The 22130-nt window shown below is 67.2% G+C and carries 23 protein-coding genes; 7 read left to right on the top strand and 16 right to left on the bottom strand.

The window, feature by feature from the left end; all coding sequences use genetic code 11:
* Positions 1-43: 43 nt before the first annotated feature.
* The 5 genes from OHA17_RS25185 to OHA17_RS25165 form a co-directional block, all read right to left on the bottom strand.
* Positions 44-610, bottom strand: coding sequence for a Uma2 family endonuclease (locus OHA17_RS25185; RefSeq protein WP_406508476.1), 567 nt, complete (start codon positions 608-610; stop codon positions 44-46).
* A 22-nt stretch (positions 611-632) separates the two neighbouring features.
* Entirely contained in the window at positions 633-1490 is an 858-nt protein-coding gene (locus OHA17_RS25180) for a fumarylacetoacetate hydrolase family protein (protein WP_406508475.1), read from the bottom strand.
* A gap of 158 nt (positions 1491-1648) precedes the next feature.
* Positions 1649-2422, bottom strand: coding sequence for a YidC/Oxa1 family membrane protein insertase (locus OHA17_RS25175; RefSeq protein WP_406508474.1), 774 nt, complete (start codon positions 2420-2422; stop codon positions 1649-1651).
* 107 nt (positions 2423-2529) lie between these two features.
* A complete protein-coding gene (locus tag OHA17_RS25170) occupies positions 2530-2853 on the bottom strand; it encodes a DUF6412 domain-containing protein (protein ID WP_053730286.1) in 324 nt (107 codons plus the stop codon).
* Between the two features lie 181 nt (positions 2854-3034).
* The gene (locus tag OHA17_RS25165) at positions 3035-3568 is read right to left on the bottom strand and encodes a winged helix-turn-helix transcriptional regulator (protein WP_406508473.1); all 534 of its coding nucleotides are present in this window, start codon (positions 3566-3568) and stop codon (positions 3035-3037) included.
* Positions 3569-3751: 183 nt separating this feature from the next.
* On the opposite strand from OHA17_RS25165, the gene OHA17_RS25160 reads away from it, so the two are divergent.
* Positions 3752-5125: an MFS transporter gene (locus tag OHA17_RS25160; protein ID WP_406508472.1), complete on the top strand. Its 1374-nt coding sequence runs from the start codon at positions 3752-3754 to the stop codon at positions 5123-5125.
* Between the two features lie 12 nt (positions 5126-5137).
* Here the strand turns inward: OHA17_RS25160 and OHA17_RS25155 are convergent, their stop codons facing one another.
* Genes OHA17_RS25155 through OHA17_RS25145 form a run of 3 tightly spaced genes read right to left on the bottom strand, consistent with a single transcriptional unit; the run spans position 5138 to position 7643 of the window.
* Positions 5138-6628: a sodium:solute symporter gene (locus OHA17_RS25155; RefSeq protein WP_406508471.1), complete on the bottom strand. Its 1491-nt coding sequence runs from the start codon at positions 6626-6628 to the stop codon at positions 5138-5140.
* A complete protein-coding gene (locus OHA17_RS25150) occupies positions 6621-6848 on the bottom strand; it encodes a DUF3311 domain-containing protein (protein WP_406508470.1) in 228 nt (75 codons plus the stop codon). Before OHA17_RS25150 ends, OHA17_RS25155 begins: the two co-directional genes overlap by 8 nt.
* A 9-nt stretch (positions 6849-6857) precedes the next feature.
* Positions 6858-7643 (bottom strand): class E sortase, encoded by a 786-nt coding sequence (locus OHA17_RS25145; protein ID WP_406508469.1) that lies wholly within the window; start codon positions 7641-7643, stop codon positions 6858-6860.
* Between the two features lie 116 nt (positions 7644-7759).
* Between OHA17_RS25145 and OHA17_RS25140 the strand changes: the two genes are divergently transcribed.
* Positions 7760-8773, top strand: coding sequence for an SEC-C metal-binding domain-containing protein (locus tag OHA17_RS25140; protein WP_406508468.1), 1014 nt, complete (start codon positions 7760-7762; stop codon positions 8771-8773).
* Between the two features lie 55 nt (positions 8774-8828).
* On the opposite strand, the gene OHA17_RS25135 is transcribed toward OHA17_RS25140, so the two are convergent.
* Positions 8829-9935 carry an MrcB family domain-containing protein gene (locus OHA17_RS25135; RefSeq protein ID WP_406508467.1) on the bottom strand — a complete coding sequence of 369 codons (1107 nt, stop codon included), beginning with the start codon at positions 9933-9935 and terminating at the stop codon, positions 8829-8831.
* A gap of 196 nt (positions 9936-10131) precedes the next feature.
* A complete protein-coding gene (locus OHA17_RS25130) occupies positions 10132-10908 on the bottom strand; it encodes a hypothetical protein (protein WP_406508466.1) in 777 nt (258 codons plus the stop codon).
* Between the two features lie 286 nt (positions 10909-11194).
* Here OHA17_RS25130 and OHA17_RS25125 point away from each other — a divergent pair, with 286 nt between their 5' ends.
* Positions 11195-12964, top strand: a complete 1770-nt coding sequence (locus OHA17_RS25125) for a DUF262 domain-containing protein (RefSeq protein WP_406508465.1) — start codon at positions 11195-11197, stop codon at positions 12962-12964.
* Between the two features lie 91 nt (positions 12965-13055).
* Here the strand turns inward: OHA17_RS25125 and OHA17_RS25120 are convergent, their stop codons facing one another.
* Positions 13056-13763 (bottom strand): ATP-binding protein, encoded by a 708-nt coding sequence (locus OHA17_RS25120; protein WP_406508464.1) that lies wholly within the window; start codon positions 13761-13763, stop codon positions 13056-13058.
* A 209-nt stretch (positions 13764-13972) separates the two neighbouring features.
* On the opposite strand from OHA17_RS25120, the gene OHA17_RS25115 reads away from it, so the two are divergent.
* The 3 genes from OHA17_RS25115 (at position 13973) to OHA17_RS25105 (ending at position 15446) form a co-directional block, all read left to right on the top strand.
* Positions 13973-14821: a helix-turn-helix domain-containing protein gene (locus OHA17_RS25115; RefSeq protein ID WP_406508463.1), complete on the top strand. Its 849-nt coding sequence runs from the start codon at positions 13973-13975 to the stop codon at positions 14819-14821.
* Positions 14818-15030: a DUF397 domain-containing protein gene (locus OHA17_RS25110; RefSeq protein WP_406508462.1), complete on the top strand. Its 213-nt coding sequence runs from the start codon at positions 14818-14820 to the stop codon at positions 15028-15030. The genes OHA17_RS25115 and OHA17_RS25110 overlap by 4 nt, the downstream gene beginning before the upstream one ends.
* Before the next feature lie 110 nt (positions 15031-15140).
* Complete coding sequence (locus OHA17_RS25105; protein ID WP_053730296.1) at positions 15141-15446, top strand: hypothetical protein; 306 nt, start codon at positions 15141-15143, stop codon at positions 15444-15446.
* Between the two features lie 165 nt (positions 15447-15611).
* On the opposite strand, the gene OHA17_RS25100 is transcribed toward OHA17_RS25105, so the two are convergent.
* A complete protein-coding gene (locus OHA17_RS25100; RefSeq protein ID WP_398872245.1) occupies positions 15612-16952 on the bottom strand; it encodes a DUF445 domain-containing protein in 1341 nt (446 codons plus the stop codon).
* 175 nt (positions 16953-17127) lie between these two features.
* On the opposite strand from OHA17_RS25100, the gene OHA17_RS25095 reads away from it, so the two are divergent.
* Positions 17128-18351: a GDSL-type esterase/lipase family protein gene (locus tag OHA17_RS25095; protein WP_406508461.1), complete on the top strand. Its 1224-nt coding sequence runs from the start codon at positions 17128-17130 to the stop codon at positions 18349-18351.
* A gap of 299 nt (positions 18352-18650) precedes the next feature.
* Here the strand turns inward: OHA17_RS25095 and OHA17_RS25090 are convergent, their stop codons facing one another.
* From OHA17_RS25090 to OHA17_RS25075, 4 genes are all read right to left on the bottom strand, one after another.
* Positions 18651-19307 carry a DUF1707 domain-containing protein gene (locus OHA17_RS25090; RefSeq protein WP_406510806.1) on the bottom strand — a complete coding sequence of 219 codons (657 nt, stop codon included), beginning with the start codon at positions 19305-19307 and terminating at the stop codon, positions 18651-18653.
* Positions 19308-19350: 43 nt separating this feature from the next.
* Positions 19351-20310 (bottom strand): ATP-binding cassette domain-containing protein, encoded by a 960-nt coding sequence (locus OHA17_RS25085; protein ID WP_406510805.1) that lies wholly within the window; start codon positions 20308-20310, stop codon positions 19351-19353.
* A gap of 109 nt (positions 20311-20419) precedes the next feature.
* Positions 20420-21196, bottom strand: coding sequence for an ABC transporter permease (locus OHA17_RS25080; RefSeq protein WP_406510804.1), 777 nt, complete (start codon positions 21194-21196; stop codon positions 20420-20422).
* Positions 21197-21245: 49 nt separating this feature from the next.
* The gene (locus OHA17_RS25075) at positions 21246-22046 is read right to left on the bottom strand and encodes an ABC transporter permease (RefSeq protein ID WP_406508460.1); all 801 of its coding nucleotides are present in this window, start codon (positions 22044-22046) and stop codon (positions 21246-21248) included.
* Positions 22047-22130: the final 84 nt, after the last annotated feature.

The raw sequence follows: 22130 nt of genomic DNA, 5'->3' as shown, positions 1-22130 counted from the left end.
GGGCCGGTGCGGGGGCGCGGAGCCGCACCGGCCGACTGAGCCGTCAGGCGAGCTCGGAGGTGTCGAGGTCGAAGCCGAAGGGTTCGGGGAGGGCCAATTTGGCACCGAAGGCGGCTGTCGCCGAGTGCCGGTAGGTGCCGCCCTCCGGGTCCCAGTGCACGACGGCCTCGCCGCGGTGGCGGTCGACGAGCAGGTAGACAGGGAGCCCCGCTTGAGCGTAGGCGTCGCGCTTGTCGACACGGTCCACGTCAGCGTCCTGCTCGGATCCCGAAGTCACCTCGACGACCATGAGGACGCCCTCAGGATCCGACCAGGACGGCTGCCCTCGGAAATACCCGAGCGGGGCAACCGCGCCGTCGACGCGCGCCCGCCCGGCTCGGTAGGCGGGCACAGTCAACCCGCGCTCCTGGTACATGCGCAGCTCGGGACGGCGCGCCCGCACCTGGTCCCCGATGAACATCACGCTCTCGTCGTGGTCACCGTCCGGAGCCCGGGACACCAGGACCCTCCCGTTGATCAGCTCGACGTGGAAGCCCTCCGGAGCCGCGGCATCGAACGCCTCGAACTCATCAAGCGCCACTTCGGCCTGCCCGAACTGCGGGACGGTCATGGTGCCTCCTCATGACGCCAGGCTAGGCGTCCTTGAGCTGCTGCCGCTGCCGCCCCAACCCCTCGATCTCCAGTTCTACAACATCCCCCGCCCGCAGATACGGCTTCGGCTCGGGCTGCCCCATGGCCACCCCCGCAGGGGTTCCCGTGTTGATGACATCCCCCGGGTACAGCGTCATGAACTGGCTGACGTAGCGGACGACCTCCGCGACGGGGAAGATCTGCTGCGCCGTGGAGCCGTCCTGCTTGAGCTCCCCGTTGACCCAGAGCTTGAGCGAGAGGGCCTGCGGGTCCGGGACCTCGTCCCGGGTGACCAGCCACGGCCCGAGCGGGTTGAACGTCTCGCAGTTCTTGCCCTTGTCCCACGTGCCGCCGCGCTCGATCTGGAACTCCCGCTCGGACACGTCGTGCGAGACCGCGTACCCGGCGACGTACGCCAGCGGATCCTCGTCGTCGCCGATGTACCGCGCGGTGCGCCCGATGACGATGGCGAGCTCGACCTCCCAGTCGGTCTTGACCGACTTGCGCGGTACGAGCACGGTGTCGTTCGGCCCGACCACCGTGTCCGCCGCCTTGAAGAAGATGACCGGCTCGGCCGGAATCGCGGCCCCGGTCTCCTCGGCGTGGTCGTGGTAGTTCAGCCCGATGCACACGACCTTGCCGATCCGCGCGACCGGCGGCCCGATGCGCGCCCCGGCGTCCTCGAACGCGGGCAGCACGCCGGTGTCGGCGGCGGCCCGTATCCGGTCCAGGGCGAACTCGTCGGCGAGCAGCTCGCCGTCGATGTCCGACACCAGGCCGGACAGGTCCCGCAGGGTCCCGTCGGCGTCGAGCAGCGCCGGACGCTCTTCGCCGGCGTTGCCTGCACGCAGCAGCTTCATGGTCAGTCTCCCTTGGTCGAGCCGGGCCCGGCCGATGGGTAGCGGCCATCGGAGGATCGTCCGATCCTCCAAGGAAGACGTCCACTCCGCAAGACCCCGTTCACAAACTGGACCGTAACCAGCGTCCGGGGTGCTATGCGCTCCTGCCTGCGGAGCGCTCAGGCTGCGGTCGCCAGCGCGGCCGGCGCGGGCAGCATGTCCTTGTAGAGGAAGGCCCGCTCGACGGCGGTCCAGGTGGTGCTGGTCACGACGTACAGCGCGGCCGCGAGCGGCACCACCCCGACCGTGAACAGCGTGGCGAACGACAGCAGCGGCATGAACTTGGTCATCGCCGCCATCCCGGGCACCGCGTCCTGCCCGCCCGGCGCGACGACGGGCACCGGCGTGGCCGCCATCTGCCGCTTCATCCGCCGGTAGTTGAAGGTGGCCACGGCCGCGACGATCGCGAACAGTACGAGGTAGACCAGGCCCCGCGCCCCGAAGATCCCGCCGTCGGCGAGCGCCTGCGACCAGTTCCCGCCGAGCGGCGCGGCGAAGAGCGTGTGGTCGAGCAGGGCGTTCGCCTTCCCGCCGATCTGCTTGCTGGAGAACAGGTGGTAGAGCAGGAAGAACGCGGGCATCTGGAGCAGGCTGGGCAGGCAGCCCGACAGCGGCGACACCTTCTCGGCGGCGTGCAGCTCCATGACCGCTTTCTGGAGCGCCTTGCTGTCCTTGCCGTGCTTCTCGCGCAGCGCCGCCATCTGCGGCCGCAACTTGGCCTGCGCCTTCTGGCCCCGCGCCGCCTGCCGCGACAGTGGGTGCACGGCGAGACGTACGAGAGCGGTGAAAAGCACGATCGCGGCGGCCGTCGAAGCACCGTGGAAGAGCGGTTCGAGCAGGCTCGCGAGGTGCTCGGCGAGGCTCGCGAAAGCGCTGAAAAGGGATGTGAGCATGAGGAGGCCCTCCGGGGCGTCTCGTCAGGAATGCCATGTGAGCGCACGTGAGTGACGTGCATGTCGGCGTGACGAGCCGGGAGGGGCGGAGCGTTACGAGGGTGCCCCTACGCGGCCGTCGGGACGAGAGCCCCGGGCGCTCGGGGCCGGGGCCGCCCGGAGGCGTCGGGGTCGCGCTGCGGCAGGAAGGCGGTACGCCGTTCCCGGTCGCGGATCGCGGTACGCACCTTGGTGCGGGCCACCTGCGGCACCGCGCGCGAGGCGAGCGTCGCGCACACGGCGAGCGCGGAGCCCGCGGCGGCGGTAGCGGCGAGCGCGACGGCGGCCGAGATCATGCCGCCCTCGACGAGGACGGCCTGGGCGAGCAGGAAGAGGAAGAGACCGAGCACCGGCCGGGCAACCCGTACGGAACGCGCGATGACGCCGTCCATGCTGCCCTCCCTCACTCGCTCAACTCAGTCGCAGTCACTCATGTGCAACCACTCACGTGCGGTCACTCATGCGCAGTCACTCATGCGGAGCCGCTCATACGGAGTCGCTCATGCGCTGCGGATTTCCCTCCAGCCGTTATACACGACGCTTCGGCAGGGGGCTCCACCAGAGCGAATCACGTCACAGCGGCTGATTTTCGAGGGGCTGCAACAGTCGCCGGGGCGCCCGCAGCGCGCGGCTCACCGGGTCCACGGCCGGGCCGAGCCCCGCGCCGGGCCGCATCTCGACGTCCTCGGGGTCGACCGCCCGCCCGCATGCCCGGCACTCCCCGTACGACCCGAGCTCGGTCCCGCACTCGGCGTGGTGGAAGGTCCGCATCGGCCGCGCGTCCGGATTGAACGCCCGCCCCCAGAGCCCGAGCGCCCGCAGCGCCGGCCACAGTGCGCGCCCCAGTTCCGTAGGCACGTACTCGTCGCGCGGCGGCGACTCCTGGTAGCGGCGCTTCTCCAGGACCCCGGCCTCGGTGAGCGACTGGAGGCGGGCGGCCAGCACGGCCCGAGGGATCTTGAGGTGGACCAGGAAGTCGTTGTAGCGGCGCACCCCGTAGAGCGCGTCCCGCACGACGAGCAGCGTCCAGCGCTCGCCGACGATCTCCAGCGCGCGGGCGATGGAGCACTCCTGCGCGGCGTAGTCGTAGTCCTTGCCGAGAGCCATGCGTCCGAGTCTACCGGGTGGGTTCACTGAACGAACCTTCAGTGCTAGGGTCGGAGAAAATCAAGGTTCATTCACTGAACCAGTATTTGATCGGGCCGCAGACCTGACGCCCAATACCCCGTCCCCATGCCCAAATGCCCCATGCCCAAATGCCCCGTGCCCCGTGCCCCCGTGAGGGAACCCATGACGCAGGCAGTACGCACCACCACGACGACGCCGCCCGCCCAGGCCCCCGGGACCGGCGGCCGGCCCGGCGCCACGCTCGCCGTGACCAGCGCCGCCACCGCCGTCGCGCTGATGAACTACACCGCCCCGATGCTGACGCTGCCCGGCATGACCGCGTCCTTCCACACCGCGCTCTCCGCCCAGGCCTGGCTCCTCAACGGCGCCCCGCTCGGTCTCGCCGCGCTGCTCCTGATCGCGGGCAGCCTCGCCGACGACCACGGCCGCCGCCGCGTCTTCCTCGCCGGCACCCTCGCCCTCGGCCTCACCATGGCGCTCGGCGCCCTCGCCCCGACCACCCTGACCTTCACCCTCGCCCGCGTCGCCCAGGGCATGGCGTCCGCGGCCATCCTCGCGAGCAGCCTCGGCCTCCTGGTCGCGGCCTTCCCCGCGGGCGCCGCCCGCATCCGCGCCACCGGCGTGTGGGGCGCGTTCGTCAGCGGCGGCATAGCCCTCGGCCCGCTCCTCGCGGGCAGCCTGGCCACCCTCAACTGGCGTCTGGTATACGGGATTCTGGCCGTCCCGGCGCTGGTCACGGCCGGGTTCGCGGTGCGCGCGCTGACCGAGTCGCGGGCCCCGCGCGGCGGCCGCCCGGACGTGCCGGCCGCGGTCATGCTGGGCCTCGCGTTCACCTCCCTGATCGGTGCGCTGACCCTGGGCCGCGACGGCTGGCTGCGCCCGGCAGTCCTCGCCCTGGTAGTGGCGGCCGCCGTCCTGACGACCGCCTTCGTATACGTCGAGCGCCGCGCCGCCGCCCCCATGATCGACCTGGCGCTCTTCCGCCGCGCCGAGTTCCTGGCGTCCTCGGCGGGCGCCCTGTTCACCGGCCTCTCGGTGATCGGCTTCTTCAGCTATCTGCCCGCCCTGCTCAGCCAGTTGCTCGGCACCTCGCCGATGAACGCGGCCTGGCTGTTCGTCCTGTGGTCGGGCACCGCGTTCGTGGTGGCGCTCCAGGCCAGGCGCCTGGCGGGCCGGGTCGCCGCCCGCCACCAGCTGGCCATCGGCTTCGTCCTGCACGCGGCCGGAGTCCTCGCGATGCTCGGCGCCCTCGCCTCCGGCCCGCTGCTCCGCCTCGTCCCCGGCCTCCTGGTCGCGGGCGCCGGCAGCGGCCTCCTGAACGCCGCGCTCCCCCGCCTCGCCGTCGAATCGGTCCCGGCCGAGCGCGCGGCGATGGGCTCGGGCGCCAACAACACGGCCCGCTACATCGGTTCGTCGGCGGGCGTCGCCCTCACGATCGCGGTGGCCCCGGCGGGCCCGAACACGGTGATCGCGGTGTCGGCGGCCCTGGCGCTGGCGGCCGCGGCCCTGACGGTGGCCCTGCGCTCACGCCGCTGAGGACGCTCATGCTCACAGGGAGGCGGGCTCCTCGTCGTAGATGGGATCGCGGGCCAGTACGTCGCCCTCGGCCGGCGCCTCCTTGGGCCCGAGGTACGAAAGGGCAAGCGCCACAAGGAGGTTGAGGCCGAGCGCGATGATCCCGGCGTTGACGCCCCACACCGGATCGCGGTCGGTGAACACGAACCCGCACACCACCCCGACCCCGACAGCAAGCCCCGCGAGCCCGCCCACCAGAGTCAACTTCCGCCACACAAGCCCCAGAAGCAGCATCGGCAGGAGCTGTGCCATCCCCTCGTACGAGATGAGCGAGAGCCGTACGAGGGTGTTGGGCACGGTGTACGTCATGAGCAGGGCGAGCGCCCCCGCGACGACCACCACGACCTGCGAGGCACCCTTCTGCCGCTCTCTCAGCCGGGGCACGAGCGAGAGCACACTGCGCCCCCACATCGTGCCGATGACCAGCATGAACACCGCCATCGGCACGATCGAGGACAGCGCCGCGGCCACCCCGATGAGCCCGACGGTCCAGGCGGGCAGCGAGTCGACGACGAGCTTGAAGAGCGCGAGGTTGGAGTCGGCCCCGGCAAGGCCCGGCACGACGAAGATCGCCGCCATCCCGAGCAGCATGGGCACGAAGAGCAGCACGTTGTAGGCGGGCAGCAGCATGGCGTTGCGCCGCAGGGCATCGGCACTGCGCGCCCCGAGATACCCGGCGACTGTGGTCGGAAAAATAACAACCGTGAGGGAGTTGAGCACGGACGTGGTGGCGAACCACGCCTCCCCGAACGCCCCGCCGTGCCCCGGCAACGTGAGCCAGTCGCTCTTCTCGCTCACGACCCGGTCGAGAAAGTCCCCGTACCCGCCGAAGTAGTGCAGCGGCACATAGATCGCGAGGAAGGCCAGGGTGGCGATGACGAGTACGTCCTTGAGTACGGACACCCAGGCGCTGCCGCGCAGCCCGCTCACGACCACGAACCCTGTGGTGACCGCGAAGGCAATGAAATAAGCCCAGTTGAGCGAGACGGCACCGTACGAGATGGTCGACACGACCACGCCCATGCCGGTGATCTGCAACTGGATGTACGGCAGCAGGAAGACGGTCGCGAGCAGCGCGACGAGCGCCCCGACCCAGGGCCGCCCGTACCGGTGGGCCACCATGTCGGTGATCCCCACAAGCCCGTGCTTTCTTGCGTAGCCCCACAACATGGGCCCGACGACATATCCCACGGCATAGCCGCACGACATGTAGGCGACCACATACAGCACCGGGGCGCCGTAGTTGTATCCCCAGCCCGCGGCACCCAGATAGCTGAAACTGGTGTAGCTCTCGCCCGCCATGAGCACCCAGATGAACACGGTCCCCAGGCTCCGCCCGCCGACGGACCACTCGGCGAGCCCGCCCCCGCCGCCCCCGCGGCCACGTACGGCGAAGAGCCCGAGCGCGACGGTGCCCACCATGAAGACCCCGAAGATGGTGGTGGCAACAGCGGCACTACTCATCGCGTGCCCCCCTCATGCTCTTGTCGCCCCGCATGCCTTTGTCGCCCCGCCAGGTGAACCAGATGGCGAGTGGGGTGACCAGCGTCGCGATCAGCAGCCAGAAGAAGAGGAAAGGCAACCCGAAGACCACGGGCCGCACCTTGTTCACGAAGGGCAGCGCCCCCAGATACAGCAGGTAGGGCACCCCCAGCCAGAGCACATGAGATCGACGACGACGCATGTCCGAACGCTAGCGCGGACGGCTCGCCTGCAACTTGCCCCACACAACAAGGCGATAGGTGGAGGTGAACTCGGGCGTACAGGTGGTGAGCGTGATGTAGCGCCCGGGCGCGCTGTACCCGTACGAGGGCTTGACATCACTACGGGGAACGGCAGCTATGGTCCCGCTGTCGCGGGCGGAGGTCTGGGGCAGTACGGAGTCAACAACGTACGTAAAGACGGTGTCCCGAGTCTCAACAACCACCTGGTCACCGGCCCTCACCTCATTGATGTAGCGAAAGGGCTCCCCGTGGGTGTTTCGATGCCCGGCGAGCGCGAAGTTGCCGACTTGCCCCGGCTGGGCGCTCTGCACGTAGTGCCCGACGTACCCCTTGTCGAGCACACCGGCCTTGCTGATCCCCTGGGCGATGGGCGCGGTGACCCCGATGCGGGGAATCCGGATGACGGCGTACGCCTGGTCACCGTGCGGGGTGATCTTCGCACCGGAGGCGGCCTTACCCCCGGAGGGGTGAGGGGCGCCGGCGGCGGGGTCGTCCCCGACGGCGACCTGCTCGTCGGGCGTCGTGGCGGAGGCCACCGGATGAGGGGAAGCCCCCCACTCCTCCTCCAGGGAATGGACGGTGCGCCCGGCCTCGGCCCGGGCCTCCCGATTGGTCCACCACAGCTGGTGCGCGACGAGCAGCAGGACAAGCAGCCCGAACGTCACGGCGAGCTCGGCCCCGGCCCACAGCCCCCGGGCCGCCCAGGCCCGCCGGGCGCGTCCGCCCTGCACCATCACCGGTATCCCTGTGCGCACGGGCGCAGGGTAGGTGCCGCCGCCACAACTCACCAGGCCCGCAACGTGACGGACTCGACCCACCAGGGCCGGAAGCGCCCTCCGCCGGGCCCCCGTACAGCAGTACGGTGTCCCTCATGCGCCCCGACACGCCTGCCGATCACACTGCCGAAGCCGAGCGTCTGCTGCGCACCGCGGCGCAGTACCCGGAGGACCACGAGCCCCTGCTGCTACAGGCCGCGGCCCACCTGGAACTCGCCGGCGACCGCCCGAAGGCGACCACGCTCTACGACCGCCTGCTGGCCTCGAAGGTGGACCACCCCCACCTGGTGAAGGCGTTCAAGGCCGCGAACCTGTGGGAGTACGGCCACGAGCCGGAGGCCCGCGCCATCATCGAGGGCATCCGGGCGGCGGCCCCGCTGGACCCGGCGGCGTGGGAGATCGTCGCCGAGACGCTGGAGGCCCACGACGAACTGGACCTGGCCCACGCCTCCCTGACAACAGCATTGACACTGCTGGGAGTTGGAGAGGAGGCGGTGGACACGACAGGAATCCCGTACAGCACGCAGTCCTTGCTGACGACTCGTCACCGGGTGCGCCGCCTGCTGGCCCTGGCCCACGACACGTGGGACACCCTGGCCGACGAGCTGCACACGGCGCCGATCACCCTGGACGAACTCCACGACCCGAAGCGCCTGTGGTCCCTGGGCTCGGAGGACCCGGCCGAGCTCCAGGCCGAACTGGCCCGCCTGCGAGCGGAGTTGGGCAGCTACCGGGCGGCTCTGTCCCGCCCGTTCCCGGTAGCGGTCCTGCACTGGCCGGAACCAGAACTGGACGAACTCCTGACGGCGTACCCGGAGCTCCAGTCCGAATACCCCACGCATGCCGCCCACTTGCTGGACATCGAGGCATCCCTGCGCGAACTGGCGGCAGCGGGCACCCCGAACCTGGGCATCGTGACGGCAACGGTCCCCTCGTACGAGGCCTTCGCAGCCTCGGAATCCTCGTCCCCGGCAAACGCGGACCTACTACCGCAGTACGCGACGACCCTGGCAGCCCGAGGCCGAGCCGTGGCGTGGCCGCCGGGGCGGGGGGCGGATTGCTGGTGCGGGTCGGGGGTCAACTATGGGGACTGCCACGGGGCTGACTAAAGACCCTGGGGGCGGCCGGTGAGTCCAAACCACCGGCCGCCTCGTCGGCAGCCAGCTACCTAGCCAGACCCCACTCGCGGGCCAGTGGAGACCCACCCCACGCCTCACTCGTCTGCCAGATAGAGGCGATGCCGTGGTCCTCTAGATATCCCGAGTACACCCCTATCTCCTCCGAGAACAGACCAATGAGGCGGGGACGCCGCTGTTCCGGATACAAGAAGTATCTGTACTCGTGGAGTTGCCCAACCGCTTGCCGGACGGCCTCCGTAGGGTTGCCGTTCCGAACAACCTTCGCCTCGACCAACCATTCGTCGGCACCCTCAGCCCCCGCCCCACGCCGTGAGAGAACGAGGTCTTTGGGGTGCTGGCCATCCGTCTTCGCGGCATACCCGCACGATGCGGAGTGGATGGCGAAGTCCTTGATGAGCCTCTCATGACTACGCCGCTTCACCTGCTGCTTAGCCTTGATGTTGGCCACGTAGTCAGAACTGTCCTTCGGCTTGAACCCAGCCAATGGATCATCGCTGCCATCGTGGCTCGATACGTCATAGCCAACCTCAAGGGTCTGACTACTGTCCGCGAACCACCACGCTTCGTTGGCCAACTCCGCACTTCGAAGAAGGTCGACGGCATGCATCAAATCGCCCTGCAGAACGACTTCGTCAGGCAGCCGATCCGTCGCGTAGGTCCGCGCGATGACGCTAGCGGCTTCGTAAGCCCTCGGCCTGGTACTTCTGTCACGGAGGGAAGGCTGGTCTATCCATCCCTGCCGCCGCTGGGTCGCCACCGCCCGACGAAGTCGCGAGGCATGGCGTCGCAGATGCTCCTCACGCGCCCGGCCCTTGCCTAGGCGCTTCTCCAGCGAGGTGATGCCCTGCTGCAAGGTCAGGGCCACGTCCCTCAAGTCCGCGCTGAAGATGTACGCCAAGTACAGCCCCTGCTTGGGGTCACTGTTACCCCTGGCATCGAACAGCCCGATCCAGGGAGTAGCCGCAGGGGTTGCCTGCCCGCCGTGGCCCTCTGCGGCGAACCCTGGAGGAAGCAGCAAGTCAGTCCGCCTGGCGACCTCCCGGAGCACTCGTTGCCCGGGCACATCCCTCCGCGACCCCGCATGTCGGTCGTACGTTGTTGTGACGTCGCGAAGCAGATCCCGAATCCCCATAGATGGAACCTAACTCACGACGATGAGATCCGTGACCGATATCGACCGTTCTTGACATCAAGCGACCATGCCAGCTCGACTGGAAGCTCTACCCTCGATGGTCACATCCCAAGTGGTGACAACCCCGCTGGCGAATCAACCGCGCCGCCCGATGGGCTCCACTCAAGATCATCAATTCAGCCCGACCAGTCCACAACTACCCGCTCAAACCATCCACAACCGAGCCAATCTCTTTGACAAGCCCGTCCCCCGCCCCAATCGCATTCTGGAGTTCAGTCGCACCGGTCGTAAATAGTGCAGCTGACGCGATAAATGCAAGAAGCGCACGCTTCCAGCGCCCCGTAGTCTCAACATCGCCCCGGTTCACCACGGCCGCCTGCGCAAGCGAACCGATCACTTGATTGGCCTCGCGTGAAATGCGTGAGCCACCAAACAAGTCGGCATTATCTATAAGCCAGATGAGATGAAGGATCTGAGAGATCAGACCTTCCTGCAACGTGACCGGCAAGTCCCCAGCTGGCGCGCCTCTCAAGATTTCAAGCCATGAAGTGCAGCTATCCTTCAAATCCTGGAGATTGCTCCCGCGTGGCGCAGAACTGGTGCCAGCCAAAGCTCCATCTATCTGATCAGCCGCCGACTCTAGATGATCCAAGATATCTTGAGTAATAAGGCCATTGGCGCTTCGCCCCGGATCCGTCCACCCAGAATTTGGCTGAACCACGGCCAGCCACCAATCCGAGAAGTATCTGGAGTACCTCAGTCGGGCGCGCTCGGGCAGGGCTTGAACTTGCTGCATCGTCTCAGAAAGCAACGCCGCGACTTCAGCATGCCGCCTGGCGAATTCACCAGACCCCCACTCCGCATCCAGAACGCCAGACCATCCTTCACGCAGGCTTTGAGCTCCAGACGCATGCACACGACTAAGAACCTGATGTAGGTAATGCGGGGCGGTATTGGAGACTGAACTTGCCACAGATCTACACCTCACGCACAGCTAACGACAGACAAACAAGAATCTACCAGCACCAAGGCCACACCTTCACAGCCGGCACGAGCAGAACGAAACGAACGAAAATTACCCTTTTAAGCAATTCCTCCATAATTGACCGTAATTTACGAAAGCTGACAAAATTCTAGGAATCCTGCAAGGTTCCAAGGTGCGGGTTTGAGCCGCTCGGCGCGCCACGCCGGAGCAAGGGGGCACTGGCTGACACTTGGCGACTATCGTGCCCGAGAAACAACGGGGCAGGGAGTTCCTGATGGCGATCATCAAGCACGCGGCACGACAGACTCTTGGGCAACTCATCGGAGCTAACAACCCTCCGGTAGAGGTCCCTGACGACAGCCAGCGCCAGTACGCCTGGGGTAAAAAAGAAGTTGACACCTACTGGTCCGACATTCAGAAGTTTATGAAAGCGCGACAGACTGGAAGTGAGGCATCTACTGAGTACTTCATCGGCCCTATCGTGACGATCACTGACGACAAGGTGACCAGCCGTTCATTGCTTGATGGGCAGCAACGTTTGACTACCTCGACGATCCTGATTGCGGCAATACGAGACACGCTTGGTCAAATGGCTTCCACAGAAGCCCGACTCATGGCGAACAACATCCAGCGCGACTACATCGCAAGAAAGGACGGCAGGCACTCCCGCCCCCAACTGTTCCTTACCCTCTCACTATTCGACCGCGACTTCTTCAAGGACTTCATTCAGGACTGGAATGAGACGACCGGAAAAGTGGTGAGCACAGAGAAACCAACACGCCCTTCCCATAAGCTGATCCAAGATGCCTACTCGAACTTTCAAACTCACATAACAAATGCAATAGCGAACATTCCGCTTGATGACGAACGCCTTGACTGGCTAGATGACCTTAAAGACTGCCTCGTGAAAGGCTTGGTGTTCGTCGAAATACAGACGCCAACATCGAGTGACGCCAATGAAGTATTCGAAACAATCAACTCGCGAGGGAAAGATCTTTCCACGGTAGACCTTGTCCGAAACTTCCTCATGGAGAAGAGCCGGGACGACGCCGAGAAAGGGCGAGTAAATAACGCATGGCAAGCCCTATTGGACCGATTTGAACGCAGAGAGGACATCGAAAAGTTCCTCCGCCACTTCTGGGTATCTCGCCATGGAGACGTTCGCTCGCACAGCCTATACACCACGATACGTTCACATCTGACAACTCGCTTCGACGAAGAGCTCCCGAGGTACGAGGTCCGACACTTCGCAGCGGAACTACAGGATGCATCAGGACGGTACATCGACCTGATTGTTTCCGGGACCGATCACGAGCCACTCAACGGGCTGTTGGACGAGGTGCGGGCTCTGGGTGCAGATGCCGCCTATCCACTACTGCTAGCAGTGTCGGGCAAAACGAATTATAGCGAGATGTGCAGAGTCGCGCGAGAAATCCTCACCTTCTATGTGCGTTGGACCGTAGTTGGGCGCCGTGAATCGACCCTGCTCGAAGAGAAACTCTTTGGTCTTGCTAAAGCAGTTAACGGCGGCTTGCCCCTCGAATCGGCAAGCCGACAAATTAGAGATTGGATACCTGACGACGAGACGTTCCGAAGTGACTTCGAGAAGGCTCCCGTGCCGCGAAGCACTCAAGCGCGCTATCTCTTGACCAAGATCGAGCAGCATCTAAGGATATCTGCGGGCGTCGATGACGTGGTTGTGGCAAACACAAGTACCGTTCACGTGGAGCACATATATCCCCAATCTCCGGCGCCAGAATACAGATTCTCAGAGCACGGAACATGGATCAACCGTCTCGGAAATCAGACTCTCCTGCTCGGCCGCAAAAATCGGGCGGCATCTAACAGGACCTTCCCGGATAAGGCGGCAGCGTATGAGTCATCGTCCCTGCTAGTCACGACGAATACCGGGCTATCTCGTCTATGGGACGCCGACAACTCCGCATGGAGCACCCAGGGAATTGTTGACCGCCAAAGAGATCTCGCCAAGATCGCGGTCGAGGTGTGGCCAATCGATACCCCCGCAGAAAGTAAACTCTTCTGACGATTCCCGAGCGCACAGCCAATCAGCTCAGCATCCAAAGTGAGATTGCGCCGCTCTAGCGACCTACCCGAGTCCTAAGTAATTAGCGCCATCATTGTGGTGCCGACTCGAAGCGTCCCCAGGCGCATTCCATGACAGCATCCGAATCTCGGCCATGGACACGCAGCCAGCGGAGGAGGTCGACGATCACTTCGATCGTGGCTTCCTCCGCAACGGATAGGGAAACACGGCTGGCGGACGCCTGCGCTGGCTTGGCCTCGCAGCAGTAGAGCCCCAACAGCACTTCCGCCCTAGCCACTTGAGGGTCATCGAGATGGTCGTCTGCGGAGCGGAGGCCGGTGGCGAGTTCGCACCACGTGACCTTCGTATCCGCCCTGAGGACGACTCCCCAACGCTCCGCTGTCGCCTCGACGAGTGCCATCCCTCTCCCCGACTCGTCATCAGTCGTTGCTGCGAGGAGAGTTGGCAGCGCGCGCGTATCGGGGTCGACCACCTCGATGCGGAGGAGGTTGCCATTCATGGACACGGCCAGAGTCGTCGGAGTCTGCGGACCCACATGCGTGATCACGTTGGCTACGAGTTCCGTCACGCACAGCTGAGCGGACTCGACGACATGCGGCAAGCCCCACATCGTCAGATGGAGACGCATGATGCGTCTCAGGGCCGCGAGTTCCTCAAGCTCAGCCAGGAACGGCAGATCCCACGCCTTGCGATCGATTCCGAATCGGCATCCGTTCACCTCAGCCACCCCGTACTTCGAGCGTCGCTGATTCACGGTTTCGCCGTCGTAGAAGAGCATGTCGGCTACCTCCCAGCCTGGTGGCATCCCAAAGTCAGGGCTCAACGAGCGGCTTGTAACCAACAGTCGCCTCTCGTAACTCCAAGTGAGACGATCCCATCGCCCATCCCGCTATGCAATGTGCACACAGGGATTCGCTCCATCGAGTGATTGGCGATCCGCCGGCCTTCAGATGAGATGGAACTTCCCCTAAGGACCCAGGAGTTGAGATGGCCGATTCGCCCACTGCCCGTCGCCGCCGGTTGGCGATCGAACTCAAGAAGCTCCGCGAGGAGAGCGGCCTGACCTGCAACCAGATCGGCGAGGCGCTGCACTGGAGCGGCTCCAAGGTGAACCGGCTGGAGACGGGGAACGGACGGGTCCAGCCCTCGGATGTCGACGCCCTGTGCCGGTTCTACGCCACCTCCGAGGAACTGCGTGAGCTCCTCATGGCGCTGGCCAAGGACTCGAAGGTCCGCGGCTGGTGGCAGGCGCACGGCACCGGAGTTCCCCCCTGGTTCGCTGGATACGTCGGCTTCGAGCAGGCAGCTTCGAACCTGCGGCAGTACCAGTGCGAGTTCGTGCCCGGGCTGATGCAGACCGCCGAATACGCAGCAGAACTACACCGTGCGACCAATCAGATGACGCCCGAGGATCTGGAACGCGCCGTGACAGTACGCATGGAGCGACAGTCCCTGCTCACGCAGGAGGGCGCACCGGATGCGTGGTTCATCGTCCATGAGGCCGTGCTGCGTCACGTCGTCGGCGACACCAAGCTGATGCACGAGCAGCTCGAACGCATGCTGGCCGTAAGCGCTTTGCCGAACGTAACACTCCAGGTCCTCCCCTTCACCGCTGGGACCTATCCGGCCACGGGCGCCTTCACCATCCTCGGTTTTCCCGAGCAGGAAGATCTCGACCTCGTGTATCGCGATGGCATGACCGATGCCACCTACCTGGACACGCCGCATGATGTAGGGCAGTACACCAAGGCCTTCGACAACCTTCGGGCCCTCGCGTTGAGTCCGTCCCGCTCGACGCACCTCATGAGAAGCGCGATGGAGGAGCACTCCCGATGAACAACACGCCCCACCCGCCCACCACCGGCCCGTGGTTCAGGAGCAGCTACAGCAACGGCTCGGGTGGCGAATGCGTCGAGGCGTCCTTCAGCCTCGGTGCGATCTGTGCCGTACGCGACTCGAAGTGGGCCGAGGGGCCCCGGCTAATGTTCTGCCATGGCGCCTGGGGTGCATTCGTGGATGCCGTACGGGCAGAGCGGCTCAGCTAGGCAGGGCTTCGCCACGCGGGGCCCCAACACCCCGCACCCCCAGGCCCCCCTAGAAGCCCCCCAGCGTGCGCCCGTTAGCCTCAAAGAAACCGCACTTCAGGAGGCAAACCATGGCAAAGGTTCCCGCAACTGCTATCGCGGCCGGCGGGCTCATCGGGGGGTACGGGGTTGCCCGGTGGACCAAGAAGCGGCCCCTTGGCGGGGTGGCGCTGGCCGCGGCCGGGGCGCTCGCCGCGCGGCAATGGCAGCAGGCCGCCGGGACCAAGGCTGCCGTCGGGCTCACCACCGCCTACGTCGCCGCCTTCGCCGGGTCTCACCCGCTGGCCAAGAAGGTTGGCGCCTGGCCCTCCGTCTTCGGCGTGGCCGGGGCCGTCGCCGTCGCCTCCTGGGCTGTCACCCGTAATTCCGCCGAGTAGAAGAGAGCCGGGAAGGAAGAGATTTCCCGACCCGCTGAACAGAGTCCGGCCCCGGGCCGTACTTAAGGGCAACTCCCCACGGTGGTCGGGCGCATGGCCGTACGGCAGGGACAGGCCTGTCGGTCATGCGCCCGATGGATTCCAACAGGAACCCCTCCCATGCCTCTACCCGCCCAGCGCGTGCGACACCGTATAGATCAGGAGGCCCGCCAGGGCTCCGACCACCGTGCCGTTGATGCGGATGAACTGCAGGTCGCGGCCGATGTTCGCCTCGATCTTGCGTGACGTGTCGTTCGCGTCCCACGACGCCACCGTGTCGGTGATGAGTGATGTGATCTCGGCACGGTAGGTCGAGACCACGTACGCCGCCGCGTCCTCCAGCCAGCCGTCCACCTTGGACTGGAGGCGGGGGTCCGTGGACAGGCGGGTGCCCAGGGAGAGCAGGGACGCCCTGGCGCGCAGGCGCAGTTCGCTGTGGTCGTCCTCCGCCGCCGCGATGATCATTGACCGTACGGAGGACCACGCCGAGGCGATGATGTCCTGGACCTCGGGGCGGGCCAGTATCTCCGACTTGAAGCGCTCCACCCTGGTCCGGGTCTCGGAGTCCGACTGGAGGTCGGCCGCGAAGTCCGCCAGGAAGCGGTCCAGGGCGCCGCGCGCCGGGTGGGCCGGCATGTCGCGCATCTCGGTTATGAAGCGCAGCAGCTCCTTGTAGACGCGCTCGCCCACCTTGCGGTCCACGAAGCGCGGGGTCCAGCCGGGGGCGCCGCCCTGCACCGCGTCCATCACGGAGTCCCCGTGCAGCACCAGCCAGTCGTGGGCCCGTACGCAGACCAGGTCCACGGCCTTGCGGTGGCTGCCGTCGGCGACGATCTTCTCCAGCGCCTTGCCGAGGCCGGGCGCGATCTCCGCCGCGTCCGCCCGGCGCGTGATCGCCTCGCCCACCACCGCCTGGACGTCGGAGTCCCTGAGCACCGTCAGCGCGCCGCGCAGGGCCGTGGCCAGCTCCGATGTGACCCGGTCCGCGTGCTCGGGCTCCGCGAGCCAGGTGCCCAGGCGACGGCCGATGCCCAGGGCCTGGAGGCGGGTGCGTACGACGGCCGCCGACAGGAAGTTCTCGCCCACGAACGAGCCGAGCGTGGCACCGAACTGGTCCTTCTTGTTCTGGATGATCGCCGTGTGCGGGATGGGCAGGCCCAGCGGGCGGCGGAACAGGGCCGTCACCGCGAACCAGTCCGCCAGCGCACCCACCATGCCCGCCTCGGCCGCCGCCGCGACGTAACCCGCCCACGCGCCCGCGCCCGAGCGGTCCGCCCACGTCGCGAGGCCGAAGACCACCGCGACCAGGAGCAGCAGGCCCGTCGCCGTCGCCTTCATACGGCGCACGCCCCGGCGCTTCTCCTCGTCCGCCGCCGTGTAGGCGAAGGGGGACGAGCGGGGCGTGCGCGCGGCCGTGTCCGCCTCGACCGCCACCTCGGCGTCGGGCCCCGATCTCGTACGTTCCATACGCTTCGCTCCACCCGCCGTGCCTGTGCACGACCCCGATCTGTCTCGTACGTCCAGGATCCGTTCCGTACGACCTCTACCTGAAGTACTTACGGCGCGCACGTTCAGTTCCCGTGCGCCCGTGCGACCACTCGTTCGCGTGGCCCCGCGGGCCTTCGCTCCGTACATTCGGATCATGTCCATGCGGACGCTTCGGTCGCATGCCGGGCGCCTTGCCCTGCTCGCTGTGGTGGTGCTGCTCGCCGCCACCGTCTACGCCGTGGTCGTGCCCGAGCGGGCCGGGGCGGGTTCTGACGACGACGGCGACTGGGCCGGGACCTGGTACGCCGCTCCCGTCGGCGCCGAGCCCGGGGGCGATTCGGCCCGGACCGTACGCAATGTCGTGCACACGTCGCTCGGCGGGAGCCGGGCCCGCGTCACCGTGTCCAACCTGTTCGGGCACGCCCCGCTCGACCTGCGCCACACCACGCTCGCCACCGTGGCCGACCCCGCGCGGACCATGCGGACGCTGACCTTCCGCGGGCTCGCGCGGGTCTCCGTGCCGGCCGGCGGGGAGGTCGTCAGCGACCCGCTCGCCTTCGAGGTGCCCGCCTCGGGTGATCTTTACGTTTCCGTGTACGCGGCCGGGCCCGTCACCTGGCACCCCGGGGCGCAGCAGACCTCGTTCGTGGCCCGGGGTGACATCGACCGTGCGGCCGACCCCGGGGTGTTTGCGCAGGTCACGGGCGCTTGGCGGTATGTCACCGCCCTCGATGTGCAGGGGCCCGGGGCCGCGGCCGGCAGCGTCGTCGTGTTCGGGGACTCGATAACCGAGGGGGTCGGGTCCACGCCGGGGGCCGATCGGCGCTGGACGGATGTGCTGGCCGGGCGGCTCCGGGGGCCGCACGCCGCCCTCGACCCGAGCGACGGTTCGGCGCCTCGGGCCGTGCTCAATGCCGGGATCGGCGGGAACGCGCTGCTCGCGCGGTTCGCCGGGCCCAGCGGGATCGAACGCTTCCAGCGGGATGCGCTGTCGCGGGCCGGGGTTCGTACGGTCGTTGTCGAGCTCGGGATCAACGATCTGCTCGGTGGGCAGCGGGATGCCGGCGCGCTGCTCGCGGGGATGCGGGAGTTGGTGCGGGTGGGGCATGCGCGGGGGGTGCGCGTCCTTGGCACGACGCTTTCGCCTTGCGGCGGGGTTCGGGGTTGTACGGGGGCGGTTCAGCGGGTGCGGGGTTCCGTGAATTCCGCGATTCGTGGGGGTGGGGTTTATGACGGGGTCGTCGACATAGACCGGGTGCTTCGGGATCCGTATGCGCCGCGTTCCTTGTGGGGGCCGTACGACTCGGGGGATCGGCTGCATCCGTCTGATGCGGGGTATCTGGCGATGGGGCGGGGGGTGGATCTGGGGGTGTTGTGAGGTGGCGCTCGGCGGGGGTCAAGTGCGGGTGGGTGGGCGCCTGCGGCGGGTTTCTTCCCCACCCCGCCCCTTCCCGAGACCCTCCGGGGGAGTTCGTCGGGTGCGGCCCGGTGGTCGTCCCCTGGGGCTCCGCCCCAGACCCCGGTCGCGCCTTAAAGCCGCTCGTCCTCAAACTCCCCCAAGGCCTTAAGGGCCAGGGGGGACCCCCATGACAGGCTGGGTATGCCCGCATCCACCCTGCTAGGGGCGCGCGGAACTGCGCGACCAGCCGCCCACGACCCGCAGCCAAACTCGCACCCTCACCCCAGCTCCTTCCGCCCCTTCTCCTCCCGCTTCTCCAACCGCAACCGCTCCTTCTGCGCCTTCCGCAGCTTCCGGTCCACCCCGATCCCGCCCATCAGGGCGAACGCGATGATCGTGACGTGCGGCGAGCCCGGCGTGCCCTCGCCGTTGGCCTTGCTGCCGCCCACCCCGCCCATGATTCCGAAGCCCTTGACCTGGACGTTCAGCTCGGGCGGGACCGTCACGCCGATGCCGCCCATGATCGTGAAGAGGCGGATCACCGTCTCACGGTCCTCGAAGCGGGCCTCGCGCAGGTCGATGTCGCCGCCGCCCCACATCGCGAACGCGGTGAACTTCCTGGCCACCGTCCAGTTGCCCTTCCGGTTGAAGCCGCCCCAGAGGGCGAAGCCTCCTTTGGAGGTGGGCGGGTGGCCGATGCGGGAGGGCCAGTGGATCTCCGTCTCGTCCTCCGTGCGTCGAGCCACCGGGGCCGCAGGACCCGCCGTGCCCGGCGCCGGCAGGTCGCGGACGAGCGGCTCCAACTCCCCGTGCGTACGCGCCTTGTAGGCCGCCTCCAGGCGCTGCTCGAACTCCTCCATGTCGAGCCGGCCCTCGGCTACCGCGTCCCTCAGCGACTCGGCGACCCGCTCCCGCTCGGCGTCCGAGGCCCGCATCTCCGGCAGCCCACCCGTTGGTTCACTCGTCATGGCCTGAAGACTAGTGAAGGCCTCGGTCTTCGTACATTCTCGCGATCACGGCCTCGATGTCCGGTTCACGTACCGACAGGTCCACCAGCGGGTACGCCTCCGCGATGTGCGCGACCAGCGGTGCCGCCGACGCCGAGGCGGGGAAGGCGAGCCACTGGCGGGGGCCCTCCACCTTCACCACGCGGGCGCCATCCGCCCGTACCGGCGGGAGTTCGCGCTCCAGGTCGACCACCAGGGTGCGTTCGCTCTCGCCCGCCTCGTGCAGTCCGGCCAGCGCGCCGTCGTACATCAGGCGCCCGTGGTCGATGACCATCACCCGCTTGCAGAGCTGCTCGATGTCGGTCAGGTCGTGCGTGGTGAGCAGGATCGTGGTGGCGCGTTCCGCGTTCAGGTCGCGCAGAAATTGCCGGACCTTTGCCTTGCTGATGACGTCCAGGCCGATCGTCGGCTCGTCGAGGTACAGGACGTCCGGGTCGTGCAGCAACGCCGCCGCGATGTCACCCCGCATCCTTTGACCGAGGGAGAGTTGGCGGACAGGTACGTCCAACAGGCTTGACAGGTCGAGGAGTTCGACGCATCTGTCCAGGTTTTCGCGGAAGCGGGCGTCCGGGATGCGGTACATGCGGTGGGCCAGCTTGTACGAGTCGTACAGCGGCAAGTCCCACCACAACGTGGTGCGTTGGCCGAAGACCACGCCGATGCGCTGCGCCAGTTTCGTACGTTCTCGGGACGGGTCCAGGCCCGCCACTCTGAGGCGGCCCGCGCTCGGGGTGAGGATGCCCGTCAGCATCTTGATCGTGGTGGATTTTCCGGCGCCGTTCGGGCCGATGTAGCCGACCATCTCGCCGCGCGGCACTCGGAAGCTGATCCCGTCGACCGCCCTGACCTGTCGTTTTTCGCGACGCAGCCGTCCCGTCTTGCGGCGTACGTCGAAGACCTTTTCCACCTCGTCGAGTTCGATCAGGTCCATGCCCAAGTTCATGTCCCTGTCCCTGTCCCTGTCCAGGTCCAGGTCCAGGTCCATGTTCATGTCCATCACATCAACTCCCCTTGCTGTGACGTGAGTTCAGGTCCATCCGTCAACTCCCCGTGCTGCGGTACGAACGAATCCCCACCCGCCACGCCTGCCCCGCCAGCGTCAGGCACGCGGCCGCTACCAGCGGCGGTGTGAACGCGAGCCAGGTCGGCAGGGCCAGCGGGTACGGGCGGCCCAGGATGTACAGCGCGGGCAGCCAGTTCACGAAGGCCAGCGGCAGGATGAAGGTGACGCCGCGCACCATGTCCTTGGCGAACACCGTCGGCGGGTACTGGAGCAGCGTCTGGCCGCCGTACGTGAACGCGCTCTGCACCTCCGCCGCGTCCTGCGCCCAGAACTGGAAGGCCGCGCCCGCCACGAACACCGCGCAGAAGATCGCGGTGCCGCTGAGCAGCATCACCGGCACCAGGAGCACCTTCAGTACCGTCCAGTGCACGTGCAGGGACAGCAGCGAACCCGCCAGGACCAGCACGCCCTGGAGGAGCCGGCCCAGGCGCTGGAGGCCGAAGCGATCGGCGGCGACCTGGGCGAGGACCGGCGCCGGGCGCACGAGCAGCGTGTCGAGCGTGCCGTCGCGGATGCGCGCGCCCAGCTTGTCGATCGAACCGAGGACCGCGTTCGCGAGCCCGAACGCGGTCGTCGACGTCCCGTACAGGAACGCCACTTCGGCGAAGGAGTACCCGCCGAGCGAGCGGACCCGCGAGAACATCAGGGCGATCACGACGAAGTCGAACGCGGTCACCAGGAAGTTCCCGACCAGCATCATCACGAACGACGCCCGGTAGGCGAGTGTGGAGCGGATCCACATTCCGGCGATCATCCTGTACGTCGCCCACACACCCGGCGCCGGCCGACGCTCGGTCACCGTCTCAGCCACCCTGCACCACCACTCTCCGTACCGCCGCGGACTGGAGCACCCGGCCGACGCCGAGCAGCGCCGCCGCCCAGCCGAGCTGGAAGCCGTACGCACCGAGCAGGCCCCAGCCCCGGTGCCGGCCCATCAGGACGTCCGCCGGGATCTGGAGCAGCGAGGACCACGGCAGCGCGCGGGCCACCTCGCCGAGCAGGCCGGGGAAGGCGTTGAGCGGCAGCAGCATCCCGGAGAAGAACAGGCCCGCGATCGACACGAGCGAGGCGACGCCGGCCCCGTCGAGCAGCCAGAACGCCGAGAGCGCCACCAGGAAGCGCAGCGCGAAACTCACCACCACGCCGAGCAGGACCGCGAGCAGGAAGGCGAGCCAGGTCAGCGGGTTCGTCGGCAGCGCGAGGTCGAAGAACAGCGCGCCGAAGGCCAGCGGGGCCACCCCGCGCCCCAGGAAGTGGAACAGCGCCCGGCCCAGATCGGCGGACAGCCACCACAGCTGGAGGTCGGCCGGACGGTACAGGTCGATCGCGATGTCACCCGTACGGATGCGTTCCACGAGTTCGTCCGCGAAGCCGCCGCCGAACAGGTTGACCGTCATGAGCATGGCCTGGCTGATCCACACATAGGTGAGCGCCTGGGACTGGTCGTAGCCGCCGAGGTTGGGGCGCTGGTCCCACAGGGCTATATAGGTGTAGGCCACGATCACGCCGAAGACAGTGTTGGTGAAAATCCCGGCCGCGGTGGCGACCCGGTACGTCGTATAGCGCCGGAACCCACCCGCGGCCACGACCCCGTACAGCCGCACGAACGCCCCCTCACCGTCATGGACACCAAAGCGCGGGAGCCTAGCCCAGCCCCACGGCCCTTCGCGACGGAATTTCCGCGGTGC

The organism is Streptomyces sp. NBC_00212 (assembly GCF_045206365.1).
Lineage (GTDB): Bacteria > Actinomycetota > Actinomycetes > Streptomycetales > Streptomycetaceae > Streptomyces.
This window is presented reverse-complemented; position numbering and strand designations above follow the sequence as displayed.